The 11,269-nt window shown below is 73.4% G+C and carries 14 protein-coding genes; 2 read left to right on the forward strand and 12 right to left on the reverse strand.

The features are described 5' to 3' along the window. Positions 1-74 precede the first annotated feature (74 nt). The 4 genes from tatB to sigE all read right to left on the reverse strand — a co-directional run bounded on the left by tatB (position 75) and on the right by sigE (position 3,562). On the reverse strand, positions 75-497 hold the full coding sequence (gene tatB / locus HF519_RS16935; protein ID WP_169413927.1) for a Sec-independent protein translocase protein TatB: 423 nt from the start codon (positions 495-497) through the stop codon (positions 75-77). A gap of 40 nt (positions 498-537) precedes the next feature. Further along, entirely contained in the window at positions 538-2,094 is a 1,557-nt protein-coding gene (locus tag HF519_RS16940) for a S1C family serine protease (RefSeq protein WP_169413928.1), read from the reverse strand. Positions 2,095-2,183: 89 nt separating this feature from the next. Further along, positions 2,184-2,906, reverse strand: coding sequence for an anti-sigma factor family protein (locus HF519_RS16945; RefSeq protein WP_169413929.1), 723 nt, complete (start codon positions 2,904-2,906; stop codon positions 2,184-2,186). Continuing rightward, positions 2,903-3,562, reverse strand: a complete 660-nt coding sequence (gene sigE / locus HF519_RS16950; RefSeq protein WP_246244260.1) for an RNA polymerase sigma factor SigE — start codon at positions 3,560-3,562, stop codon at positions 2,903-2,905. Before sigE ends, HF519_RS16945 begins: the two co-directional genes overlap by 4 nt. Before the next feature lie 219 nt (positions 3,563-3,781). On the opposite strand from sigE, the gene HF519_RS16955 reads away from it, so the two are divergent. Then, positions 3,782-4,447 carry an O-methyltransferase gene (locus HF519_RS16955; protein WP_169413930.1) on the forward strand — a complete coding sequence of 222 codons (666 nt, stop codon included), beginning with the start codon at positions 3,782-3,784 and terminating at the stop codon, positions 4,445-4,447. Positions 4,448-4,471: 24 nt separating this feature from the next. On the opposite strand, the gene glgC is transcribed toward HF519_RS16955, so the two are convergent. Further along, positions 4,472-5,719, reverse strand: a complete 1,248-nt coding sequence (glgC, locus tag HF519_RS16960; RefSeq protein ID WP_246244263.1) for a glucose-1-phosphate adenylyltransferase — start codon at positions 5,717-5,719, stop codon at positions 4,472-4,474. A 172-nt stretch (positions 5,720-5,891) separates the two neighbouring features. On the opposite strand from glgC, the gene glgA reads away from it, so the two are divergent. Then, positions 5,892-7,061, forward strand: a complete 1,170-nt coding sequence (gene glgA, locus HF519_RS16965) for a glycogen synthase (protein ID WP_169413931.1) — start codon at positions 5,892-5,894, stop codon at positions 7,059-7,061. A 47-nt stretch (positions 7,062-7,108) separates the two neighbouring features. Here the strand turns inward: glgA and HF519_RS16970 are convergent, their stop codons facing one another. The 7 genes from HF519_RS16970 to HF519_RS17000 all read right to left on the reverse strand — a co-directional run. Then, positions 7,109-7,276 carry a DUF3117 domain-containing protein gene (locus HF519_RS16970; RefSeq protein ID WP_076991360.1) on the reverse strand — a complete coding sequence of 56 codons (168 nt, stop codon included), beginning with the start codon at positions 7,274-7,276 and terminating at the stop codon, positions 7,109-7,111. Between the two features lie 180 nt (positions 7,277-7,456). After that, a complete protein-coding gene (locus HF519_RS16975) occupies positions 7,457-8,032 on the reverse strand; it encodes a DNA-3-methyladenine glycosylase I (RefSeq protein WP_169413932.1) in 576 nt (191 codons plus the stop codon). Further along, the gene (locus HF519_RS16980; protein ID WP_169413933.1) at positions 8,029-8,505 is read right to left on the reverse strand and encodes an SRPBCC family protein; all 477 of its coding nucleotides are present in this window, start codon (positions 8,503-8,505) and stop codon (positions 8,029-8,031) included. The genes HF519_RS16975 and HF519_RS16980 overlap by 4 nt, the downstream gene beginning before the upstream one ends. Before the next feature lie 31 nt (positions 8,506-8,536). Then, positions 8,537-8,884 (reverse strand): DivIVA domain-containing protein, encoded by a 348-nt coding sequence (locus HF519_RS16985; RefSeq protein ID WP_169413934.1) that lies wholly within the window; start codon positions 8,882-8,884, stop codon positions 8,537-8,539. 49 nt (positions 8,885-8,933) lie between these two features. Then, a complete protein-coding gene (locus HF519_RS16990) occupies positions 8,934-9,872 on the reverse strand; it encodes a glucosyl-3-phosphoglycerate synthase (protein WP_211170144.1) in 939 nt (312 codons plus the stop codon). 110 nt (positions 9,873-9,982) lie between these two features. Next, positions 9,983-10,795 carry a dihydropteroate synthase gene (gene folP / locus HF519_RS16995; RefSeq protein ID WP_169413941.1) on the reverse strand — a complete coding sequence of 271 codons (813 nt, stop codon included), beginning with the start codon at positions 10,793-10,795 and terminating at the stop codon, positions 9,983-9,985. A gap of 65 nt (positions 10,796-10,860) precedes the next feature. Continuing rightward, positions 10,861-11,269: LOG family protein (locus HF519_RS17000; RefSeq protein ID WP_169413935.1), on the reverse strand; the 409-nt coding region annotated here is incomplete at its 5' end.

The raw sequence follows: 11,269 nt of genomic DNA on the forward strand, positions 1-11,269 counted from the left end.
CTTCCCGACTGCGTTGAGGCTCCACAACGCAGTCTGTAAGGCACGTAGAGCGCGTCAGGGCTCCACGACGCGGGTCAGGTGGCGTCGGGGTCGATCGGCGGGCGTTCGTTGGGGGACAGGCGGTCGGCTCGGGGGGCCGTCGCCGGGTGCGGGGTCGGAGCGGGTGCGCCGTTCGTGGCCGCGCCGCCCGGGACGTACCCGTTCGGCTTCTCGGGCGGGTCGTCGTCGAACAGGGTGCGGCGCACGGCGTTGCGGGTGGCGTTGCGCGGGTTGAAGTCGCGCAGCCCGCGCAGATCGTCCAGCGGCTTGCGCAGCTCGTCGAACTCCGGGCCGAGCTCGTTGCGCAGCTGATCACGGGCCCCGGTGGCGTACTCCCGGACCTGGCGGATGGTCTTACCCAGCCACGCCATCGCCGAGGGAAGCCGCTCCGGGCCCAGGATGAACAGCCCGGCCACGACGAGGATCAGGATCTCGCCCCATCCGACGCTGTCGAACATGTGCGCAGCCTATCGCGTCCCGAGCCCGATACTCCGCCGCTCAATCCGAGGCGAGCACGGCCGACACGGTCAGCGGCCGGCCGTCCCGGACCAACTGCACCGCGACGGTCTGCCCCGGCTCGCGCTCACGCACCGCGACCACCAGTTCGTCGGCCCCGGCGATCGTCCGGTCGTCCACCCGGACGATCACGTCGCCCTCGACGATGCCGGCGGCGGCCGCCGCCCCGCCCTGCACCACGTTCTGCACCTGCGCGCCGTCGGTGGTGCCGTCGGTCACGGACTTGGCGTTGACGCCGAGGTCGGCGTGCTTGACCGCGCCCGTGCGGATCAGCTCCTGGGCGATCTCGCGGGCGTCGTCGATCGGGATGGCGAAGCCGAGGCCGATCGAACCTCCCTCGCCCTGGCCGAGGCTGCGGATCGCGGTGTTGATGCCGACCACCGCGCCGGTGGAGTCGACGAGCGGGCCACCGGAGTTGCCGGGGTTGATCGCGGCGTCGGTCTGGATCGCGTCGATCACGGCGGTGGCGTCGTTCTGCCCGCCGTCGAGACGCACCGGCCGGTTCAACGCGCTGACGATGCCGTCGGTGACCGTGCCGACGAGCCCGAGCGGGGAACCGATCGCCAGCACGCCGTCCCCGACGGCGAGTGACCGCGACGACCCGATCTGCGCGACGGTCGGGTTGGTCACCCCGACCCTGACCACGGCCAGGTCCGTCTTGGGGTCCCGGCCCACGATCTGCGCGGCGGTGCGGGTGCCGTCGCTGAAGACGGCCTCGATGTTCGCGCCCTGCACCTCGGCTGCCGGCGCGACGACGTGGTTGTTGGTCAGCACGTATCCGGCCGGGTCGATGACGACCCCCGAACCGGTGCCGCCCTGGTCCCCCACCCGGATCTCGATGGAGACGACCGCCGGCACGACGCGGGCCGCGATGTCGGCGACCGAGCCGGGCGGGCGCTCCTTCGCCTCGGCCGCCGCGGCGATCGTCGCCTCCGGGTCGGTCAATCCCGAGGCACCTTCGGCAGTGAGCCGGCCGACGAGCCCGCCTGCCGCACCGATGAGCAGCACGGCGGCACCCAGCACCACCAGCGCGCGGGTCTGCACCCGGCGGCCGAACAGCAGGTCGCGGACGCCGAGCCGGGCGGCTGGGCCACCGGGTCCGGCAGGAGCCGGCGGCGTGGCGGCGGGCGGCGGGCCGAGATCGGCCGGGCTGCCCGGATCCCGCCAAGGATCCACGTCCGCGGGACGGTCACCGCTGCTCCAGAACAGGTCGGGCCCGGCGCCGTTCGTGCCGTTCCGGTGCGGATCCGGGGGTCGCTGCAGGGACGTGGTGTCCCCCGCCGAGCGGCCGAACGCGCTGGCCAGCGCGGCCGGGGGCGGCGGCGCGAACGAGCCGGCGGAGATGCCGGAGGTGCTGGAGGTGCCGTTGTCGTGCCCACGGTCGAACCCGCCGCTGACACCCGCGGGGCGGCCGAACGCGAACGCGGTGCCGTCGTCCACCGGTGGGCGCTCGATCGGGCGCGGACCCAGGCGAGGCGGTGCCGGCTCCGCCTCGGCCGCGGCGCGCTCGGCGGCTCCGGCGTCCTGCTCGTCGCTCATCGCGGGCCGGCTCCTGGGTGCGGGATCGGACGGGGAATTCCCGACCAGCCTGCCTCAGCGCGGGTGAAGTCCGCGTAGCCGGGCCGGGCTCAACGCCGGCCGGAGGCCGGGAAGCTGGGGGGCATCGTGTCCAGCCGGCGAGCCAGGTCGGCAGGTCGGACCTCACCGGCCGGGCCGGTGGCCGAGGCCGGGTTCAACGTGGAACGTGCGGTCAGCCGGGTGTCCAGCTTGGCGGGGGCTCCGTTGCCCAGCACCGATCCGCCCAGGACACCGCGGTCGGCCGAGGGCGCCGTATCGGGCGCGCCGATCGACGCGGAGGGCGCGCCGAACGCGAGTGCGCCCAGCGCCAGGCCGGACACCGCGGCACCGGCTCCGAGCCGGATCCGGCGCGGCACACCTGCGCGGCGACCGTGTCCGGTCCGCACATCGCTGCTGGTGGCCGTGGACGGCCGGGCGGGCCGATCCGGTTCGGCGGCGACCGGCCGCAGCACGGAGACGAGCTGGCCGTCGGCCGTCATCGCCAGTCCCGCGGGCGGGGTGGGCAGGTCTGTCTCCTGCGGGATCGACCGCAGGGCGGACAGCAGCGAGGTGGGCATGCTGGGGGCGGCGGCCGACCGCAGCATGGAGCGGGCCTGCCCCTGGGCGACCACCTCGGCCGCGCACTCCGGACAGTGGCCGAGGTGCTGGGTCGCCCGGGCGTGCGCGCCGACCGTGAGCTCGTCGTCGACGTAGGCGACGATGGCATCCAGCGACAGATGCGTCTCGCCCCAGTCCGGCGCGGTCACCGAGAAACGCCGGCGCGCATCGGTCATCCGTTGACCTCCCCAGCCAGAACCACACGAGCGTCGGCATCAGCCGTCTCGGACGTCACCGCCGTGGCGCGACGCCGCTCCAGCGCGTTGCGCAGGGCGGCGCGGCCCCGGTGGATCCTGCTCCGAACAGTACCGAGCTTGACCCCCAGCGTGGCACCGATCTCCTCGTAGGAGAGGCCCTCCACGTCGCACAGCACGACCGCCGCGCGGAACTCCGGTGCCAGTTCGTCGAGTGCGGCCTGCAGCGCCGGGTCGAGGTGGGTCTCGGAGAAGACGACCTCCGGCTCCGGGCCGCCGCCGGGGATCCGGTCGGTGTCGTCGGGCAGACCTTCCATCCGGACCCGGGCCCGGCGACGCACCATGTCCAGGAACAGGTTCGTCGTGATCCGGTGCAGCCAGCCCTCGAAGGTTCCGGGCTTGTACGAGGCGAGCGACCGGAAGACCCGGATGAAGGTCTCCTGGGTGAGGTCCTCCGCGTCGTGAGGATTGCCGGTCAGCCGATAGGCGAGGCGGTAGACCCGGTCGCCGTGCTCTCGCACGACCTCGTCCCAACTCGGCGGCGTCCACTCGGCGCCCTCCCCCGGCAGCACGGTCGAGGACGGGGCCGCGACCTGCGGTCGGGTCCCGAACTGCGCGCTTGCTGGGCGATCGGTCATCGTGGGGAGTGCACCTCCTGCGGCGGGTCGTGCCTTTCGGGAACGTCCCGCCGGGGGCTGGTGTTCCCGGCGTCGACGGTCGACGACCCCGACCGTGCCGGGATCACGGTCCCGCACGGGTGTGAACGACGGGTGAGAAGCATCTGAGAGGAACCTGTGAAAGCGACCCGCCGAGATCGCTTCACAACCCGGAAACCGCAGCACAGTAGCCTCTCGACCATGACCGGCTCCGCGGGTGGCGTCCCGAGCGACGTCGTCACCGACGGTGCCGTTCGTGACTACACCGAATCGTACCTCGGCGAGGACGAGGTACTGGCCTCCGCACGGGAGCGTGCGGAGGCCGCGGGGGCCGCCCCGATCGGCCCCGGGGCCGGCGCGGCGCTGCGCTTCCTGGCCGCGACGGTCGGCGCCCGGGCCGTCGTCGAGATCGGCACCGGCGCCGGGGTCAGCGGGCTGTGGCTGCTCCGGGGCATGGCGCCCGACGGCGTGCTCACCTCGATCGACATCGATCCCGAGCAGCAGCGCGGTGCGCGCAGCGCGTTCACCGAGGCCGGGTACGGGCCGTCGCAGCTGCGGTTGATCAACGGGCTGGCGCTGGAGGTGCTGCCCCGGCTCACCGACGCCGGATACGACCTGGTGTTCCTCGACGGGGTGCGGACCGAGTTCCCGCGCTACCTCGAGGAGGCGGTCCGGCTGCTGCGGCCGGGCGGTGTCGTGGTGCTGAACGACGCCCTGCGTCGCGAGCGGGTCACCGAGCCGGACCCCGACGAGACCGGTGCCTCGGCGCTGCGCGAACTGGCCCACCAGGTGCGGGACGACGAGCGACTGGTCTCGATGCTGCTGCCCCTGGGCCAGGGCCTGCTGGTCGCGACCAAGGTCCGCTGACCCACCTGCGCGAGCCCAGCGGGTTCACAGCGCTGTCGCGCCCTTCCCCAGCACCACGACCCCACCCGGGCTGACGGTGTAGCGGGCCCGGTCCAGCGCGAGGTCGACCCCGACGAGCGCGCCGTCGGGCACCACGACGTTCTTGTCCAGGATCGCCCCGCGCACCACCGCTCCGCGCCCGATCCGGGCACCCGGGAGGACGACCGAGTCGGACACCTCGGCGCCCGCCTCGAGCCGCACGTTCGGGCTGATCACCGATCGCCGCGCGATGGCCCCGGAGATGATCGTGCCTGCGCCGACGATGGAGTCCTGCGCGATCCCGCCCTCGACGAACTTGGCCGGTGGCAGCGGCGCCATCGCCGTGCGGATCGGCCACCGGTCGTTGTAGAGGTTGAAGATCGGGTGCACCGAGACGAGATCGGTGTGTGCGTCGTAGTAGGCGTCCACGGTCCCGACGTCGCGCCAGTAACCGGAGTCGCGGTCGGTCGCGCCGGGCACCACGTTGTCGGCGAAGTCGTACACCGCGGCGTCGCCCTCGCGGACCAGCCTCGGGATGATGTCCCCGCCCATGTCGTGGTCGGAGTCGCCGTCCTCGGCGTCGGCCCGCAGGGCGTCGAGCAGCACCTCGGTGGTGAAGACGTAGTTGCCCATGGACGCGAACGTGACGTCGGGGTCGTCGGGTACCGCGGGCGGGTCCGACGGCTTCTCGAGGAAGTCGGTGATCCGGCCGTCGGCGTCGGACCGGATGCAACCGAAGGCCTTGGCCTCGGCGCGCGGCACCCGGATGCCGGCCACGGTGACGCCGGCCCCGCTGGTGATGTGCTGGGCGAGCATCTGGCCCGGGTCCATCCGGTACACGTGGTCCGCACCGAACACCGCGATGTAGTCCGGCCGCTCGTCGTAGACGAGGTTCAGGCTCTGGAAGATCGCGTCCGCGCTGCCGGTGTACCAGCGGCGGCCGAGCCGCTGCTGGGCCGGGACGGTGGTGATGTACTGCCCCAGCACGCTGGACAGCCGCCACGTCGTGGAGATGTGCCGGTCCAGCGAGTGCGACTTGTACTGGGTGAGCACGCAGATGCGGTGCAGCCCGGCGTTCACCAGGTTCGAGAGCACGAAGTCGATGAGCCGGTAGTTCCCGCCGAACGGGACGGCCGGCTTGGCGCGGTCCGCGGTCAGCGGCCACAGCCGCTTCCCCTCGCCACCCGCGAGCACGATGCCGAGCACGTTGGCCGGCAATCCGCCCGGGGCCATGGGGATGCGTCCTGCGGTCATCGGCGCCACCCGATCCTCGTCGCTCCCCCGGACCCGCGGTCCGGCAGGCATCGTGCGGTCACACCCGGAAACCTTAGTGCTCCGCCGAGGAAACCGGCCATACGGAGAGCGGCACGCCACGGCGCCGGATCGCGTCAGCGGAAGCGGATCGGGAGCAGATAGCGTGCCGACCGTGCGCATCGGTCTGCTCACCCGCGAATACCCGCCGGACGTGTACGGCGGGGCCGGGGTCCATGTCGGGCATCTCGTCCCGGCGCTGCGCGGGCTCGGCGGGGACGTCACCGTCGACGTGCACTGCTTCGGCGAGGCGCGCGACGGTGACCCGCGTACCCACGCGTACCAGCCGCCGGACGGCCTCGCCGACGCGAACCCGGCGCTGCAGACCCTGGGGGTCGACGTCGCGATGGTGGCCCGGCTGGCCGACGTCGACGTCGCACACTCGCACACCTGGTACGCCAACATGGCCGGCCACCTGGCCAAGGTGCTGCACGACGTGCCGCACGTGGTCACGGCACACTCCCTGGAGCCGCGCCGCCCCTGGAAGGCCGAACAGCTCGGTGGCGGCTACCGGCTCTCGTCGTGGGTGGAGCGCACCGCCTACGAACACGCCGACGCCGTGATCGCGGTCAGCGAGGGCATGCGCGCCGACGTGCTGGACTGCTACCCGACGCTCGACCCGGACCGGGTGCACGTGGTGCACAACGGCATCGACACCGCCTTCTACCGCCCCGATCCCGCTCGCGACGCGGTCCGCGCCGCCGGCGTCGACCCCGACCGTCCGATCGTGGTCTTCGTCGGGCGCATCACCCGGCAGAAGGGACTCAGCCACCTCATCGCCGCGGCGCACGCGATCAGCCACGAGGCGCAGATCGTGCTCTGCGCCGGCGCACCGGACACCCCGGAGATCGCCGAGGAGACCGGGAAGGCCGTCGCCGAGCTGTCCGCCGCCCGGCCCGGGGTGATCTGGGTGCGCCGGATGCTGGACACCACACAGGTCCGCCAGCTGCTCTCGGCCGCGACGGTGTTCGTGTGTCCATCGGTCTACGAGCCGCTGGGCATCGTGAACCTGGAGGCGATGGCCTGCGGTACGGCGGTGGTCGCCTCCGACGTCGGTGGCATCCCCGAGGTCGTGGACGACGGGACCACCGGTCTGCTGGTGCACTTCGACGAGCACGGGGTGGAACGGTTCCGGGCCGGCCTGGCCGACGCGGTCAACGCACTGCTCGCCGATCCGCAGCGGGCCGCTGCGATGGGCCGGGCGGGCCGGGAGCGAGCCGAGCGGGAGTTCTCCTGGGAGCAGGCTGCCGCACGGACGATGGAGATCTACCGCGGGTTGCGCTGAGGGCCCGCCCGGTCGCCGTCACGGCGACCGGGCGGGCCGGTGGGCGATCAGCCCGCTGCTGCCTTGAGCGCGTCGCCCAGTGCACTGGCCTCATCGGGTGTCATCTCCACGACCAGGCGGCCACCGCCCTCGAGCGGCACGCGCATCACGATGCCCCGACCCTCCTTGGTCACTTCCAGGGGACCGTCGCCGGTCCGGGGCTTCATCGCCGCCATCTCGTGCTCCCTCCGTTGTCTCTCGTTCAGGGCGCCGGTGCGCCGGGGAGCGCGCACGGCGGGATGTGTGTCGATATTCTCCCCCATCGCTCCACCCGGAGTACAACCGAGGCGATCAACTCCCCCGGGCGATGCACTGCGTTCACCCTCCGCAGTCGCCGCGTCGCTCCCCGCCAGCGGTCAGCGCGGCGCCGCGCGCCAGCAGTCGGCGACGTGATCGTCGACCAGACCGGCGGCCTGCATGAGGGCGTAGCACGTGGTCGGTCCGACGAAGCGCAGTCCCCGCCGCTTGAGCTCCGTGGCCATCGCCGTCGACTCCGGTGTGACCGCCGGGACGTCGCTGAGCGTGGCCGGGCGAGGATGCTCGGCCGGGTCCGGAGCGAAGGACCACAGCAGCTCGTCGAGCGGGGTGTCCAGGTCGAGCACCGCACGCGCGTTCTGCACGGTCGCCTCGATCTTGCTCCGGTTCCGCACGATGCCCGCGTCGGCGAGCAACCGGGCCACGTCGACCTCGGAGAAGCCGGCCACCACCTCCGGGTCGAAGCCCGCGAACGCCGCCCGGAAGGCCGGCCGCTTGCGCAGGATGACCAGCCACGACAACCCGGACTGGAACCCCTCCAGGCTGAGCCGCTCGAACATCGCGGTCACCCCGCGTAACGGCACACCCCACTCGTCGTCGTGATAGGACACGTAGTCCGGGGCGGAGGTCGCCCAGCCGCACCGGTTCAGCGCGGTGCCGTCGCCCGGATCGCTCACCGGTCCCGCTGCCCGCGGTACGACGCCTCGCACAGCCGCGCCATCCGCCGCAGCGAGTAGGCCACACCCGCCCGGAAGGCCGGACGGACGAGTGGCCACCCGGCCCGCCCGAGCGCCCCGAGCGGCAGGTCCAGCAGCTCGGACCACCGGAACCGGGAGCGGCCCGGGCCCAGCTCGACGACCTCGAACACCCCGTCGCCCTTGACGAGGTGGCCGGTGTGGCGCACCACGCAGCGCCAGGGCCCGCCCTCGGCGTACTCGACGATCTCCATCGGGTCCGCGACGCCGAGCGGGCCGACCCCCGTCACCGCGCGCAGCGTCGAGCCGACGGACCGGCCGTCCCCTTCGGTCACCTGGACCCGGGTGCCGAGCATCCAGTCGCCCTGCCCCTCCCAATCGGTGATCATCGCCCAGACGACCTCGGCCGGGGCGTCCACGTCCACCGGCACCACCAGTTCCCGGCGGGCGCTCATCGCGCCTCCCGGACGAGCAGCTGCCGCGCGCTCATCGGCCGTCGTCCGTGCGGTGCGGACCGCCCGCGGGGGCCCGTTCCTCGAGCTCCGCGATCCGTGCCCGCAACGCCTCCCGGTCCGCCCCCACCCGGTCCAGCTCCTCCGCCAGCCGCTCGAGCACCCAGTCCACCTCCGCCATCCGATAGCCCCGCACCGCCTGCTGGAACCGCAGCTCCCGCACGTCGCGGCCGCTGATCTCCCCGGCCGGCAGCCGGGTCGGGGTCGCGCCGGGGGCCAGCGGGGCCAGCTCCTCACCGCGGCCGAACACCGCGGCGGCCAGCACGAACACCACGGCAGCCACGGCCACGACGACCAGGAGGTAGATCAGCGCCGTCCCCATGCCCCGAATCTCATCACGGGGACCGGACCCGCGCGACCGCGCCGCACCGTCAGGTGCGGGGCATCGCCCGGACCTCCCGCATCGGCGGGCGCTCGTCGGTGTGGACGCGGTGCACCGTGGGCAGCCACTCCCCGTCGATCTGCAGGAACTGGGTGATGCCGTGGCCGGAGTCGGGCACGTCGCAGCGGCGCAGGACCGCCCCCAGGATCTGCCGGGCCATCACCCCGAGCTGCAGCAACGATCGGTTGCGGTGCTTGCGCACACCGAGGTTGACCTGTGCCAGGCCCTCCAGGCCGAGCCGGTCGTGAGCGTCGATCAGCAGCCCGATCTCCACGCCGTACCCGGCCGCGAACGGCACCGACTCGAGCAGCTCCCGGGTGGCGGCGTACTCCCCGCCGAGCGGCTGGACGACCCCGGACAGCCGCGGGCGCAGCGAGGCGAGCAGCGGCCGGGCCAGCAGCTCGGTCACCCGGCCGCCGCCGGTGTCGTTCTCCGTCGTCTCCAGCCGCAGCGGGCGCCGGTAGAAGCCCTTGACCAGGCCCACCCCGGGCGCGGTCAGCAGCGGGCCGAGCAGCGCGGGCACGAAACCGGGGTCGAAGTCGACGAGGTCGGAGTCCAGGAAGACGATCAGATCCCCGTCCGTGGCGGCCAGCGAACGCCACAGCACCTCACCCTTGCCGGGCACCGGGTCCAGGTGCGGGACGACGTCCTCGCGGTGCACCACCCGGGCTCCGGCGGCGGCGGCCAGCTCCGCCGTCCGGTCCGTCGAGCCGGAGTCGACGACGACGAGCTCGTCGACCAGCGGTGCGGGGCCACGGGTGAGCGGGACGATGGCCGCGACGATCGCGCCGACGGTGGCCTCCTCGTCGAGCGCCGGCAACACCACCGACACCCGCCGGCCGTTCTTTGCCGCGGTGAGGTCAGCGATCGCCCAATCGGGCGTCTGCCAGGTGCGATGCGCGAACCACTGCTCGGTGATCGGGTCCATGGCGTTCCCCTCTGTGCCGATGCTCCGGCCCTCGTGAGCCGACCACAGCGCCGATGCCGCGGCCCCACAAGGGGCCTTCGGGCCGATGCCGCGGCCCCGCGAGCGGGTTCTCAGGCGAGCGCGCGGACGGTACGCGAAGGAGGGCGAGTACCCGCGATCGCCGCGACCATATCCACGGTCCGCCGGGTCGCGGCCACCTCGTGGGCCCGGAACACGCGGGCTCCGGCGGCCGCGGCCAGCGTCGTCGCCGCGAGCGTGCCCTCCAACCGCTCGGTGAGCTCCACACCGAGGGTCTCCCCGATGAAGTCCTTGTTGGACAACGCCATCAGCACCGGCCAGCCGGTGGCGACCAGTTCGTCCACCCGGCGCAGCAGGGTGAGGCCGTGCCAGGTGTTCTTGCCGAAGTCGTGGGTCGGGTCGATGAGGATGCCCTCGCGGGGCACGCCGAGGGCCACCAGCCGCTCGGCCTGGCCGCACACGTCGGCCAGCACGTCGGCGACGACGTCGGCGTAGCGCACCCGGTGCGGCCGCCGTCGCGGCACCGCACCCCCGGTGTGGGAGCAGACGATCCCGGCGCCGGTCTCGGCGGCGACCTCGCCCAGCGTCGGGTCGGCCCCGGCCCAGGTGTCGTTGAGCAGGTCGGCGCCCTCGGCGACGGCGAGCCGGCCGACCTTCCCGCGCCAGGTGTCGACGCTGATCACGATGTCGGGGTGCTTCTCGCGGACCGCGGCCACGAACGGCACGACACGGCGGATCTCCTCCGCCACGTCGACCTCGGCGCCGGGGCCCGCCTTGACCCCGCCGATGTCGATGATGTCGGCGCCCTCAGCCACCGCCCGGTCCACGGCGGCCATCGCGGCGTGGTCGGAGAACGTGGCCCCGCGGTCGTAGAACGAGTCGGGCGTGCGGTTGACGATGGCCATCACCAGTGCGCGGTCGGCCGCCGGCTCCCGCTCACCGAACCGCAGTGCGGCCGTCCCAGCGCTGCTCACAGCACCGATCGTGGCACGTGCGGGGGCGGGGCGCAGGCGTCCAGGGCTGCAGTCACATCGGCCACGACCACCATCCGCTCGAGCGCGGCAGCACCGGTGAAGCCCCGCTCGACGAGCTCGCGCAGCCAGGCCAGCAGCCCGGCGTAGTGCCCGTCGGGGTCGAGCACCACGACCGGTTTCGCGTGCATCCCCAGGGTTCCGGCCGTCCAGACCTCGAACAGCTCCTCGCAGGTGCCGATCCCGCCGGGCAGGGCGAGGAAGGCGTCGGCGTGTGCCTCCATCAGCGCCTTGCGCTCGCGCATGGTGTCGGTGACCAGCAGTCGGTCGGCGAGGGAGTCGGCGACCTCGCGGTCCACGAGCGCCCGCGGGATGACCCCCGTGGTGCGCGCACCACGGGGGTCATCC

Source organism: Pseudonocardia bannensis, from assembly GCF_012911875.1.
Lineage (GTDB): Bacteria > Actinomycetota > Actinomycetes > Mycobacteriales > Pseudonocardiaceae > Pseudonocardia > Pseudonocardia bannensis.

Coding starts and splice junctions, on each gene's coding strand:
- HF519_RS16955 (WP_169413930.1), top strand. CDS start 3,782: ATGACCGGCTCCGCGGGTGGCGTCCCGAGCGACGTCGTCACCGACGGT.
- HF519_RS16980 (WP_169413933.1), bottom strand. CDS start 8,505: ATGAGCGCCCGCCGGGAACTGGTGGTGCCGGTGGACGTGGACGCCCCG.
- HF519_RS16970 (WP_076991360.1), bottom strand. CDS start 7,276: ATGGCGGCGATGAAGCCCCGGACCGGCGACGGTCCCCTGGAAGTGACC.
- sigE (WP_246244260.1), bottom strand. CDS start 3,562: ATGACCGATCGCCCAGCAAGCGCGCAGTTCGGGACCCGACCGCAGGTC.
- HF519_RS16990 (WP_211170144.1), bottom strand. CDS start 9,872: ATGGACCCGATCACCGAGCAGTGGTTCGCGCATCGCACCTGGCAGACG.
- glgC (WP_246244263.1), bottom strand. CDS start 5,719: ATGACCGCAGGACGCATCCCCATGGCCCCGGGCGGATTGCCGGCCAAC.
- HF519_RS16940 (WP_169413928.1), bottom strand. CDS start 2,094: ATGAGCGACGAGCAGGACGCCGGAGCCGCCGAGCGCGCCGCGGCCGAG.
- HF519_RS16945 (WP_169413929.1), bottom strand. CDS start 2,906: ATGACCGATGCGCGCCGGCGTTTCTCGGTGACCGCGCCGGACTGGGGC.
- tatB (WP_169413927.1), bottom strand. CDS start 497: ATGTTCGACAGCGTCGGATGGGGCGAGATCCTGATCCTCGTCGTGGCC.
- folP (WP_169413941.1), bottom strand. CDS start 10,795: ATGGCCATCGTCAACCGCACGCCCGACTCGTTCTACGACCGCGGGGCC.
- HF519_RS16985 (WP_169413934.1), bottom strand. CDS start 8,884: ATGGGGACGGCGCTGATCTACCTCCTGGTCGTCGTGGCCGTGGCTGCC.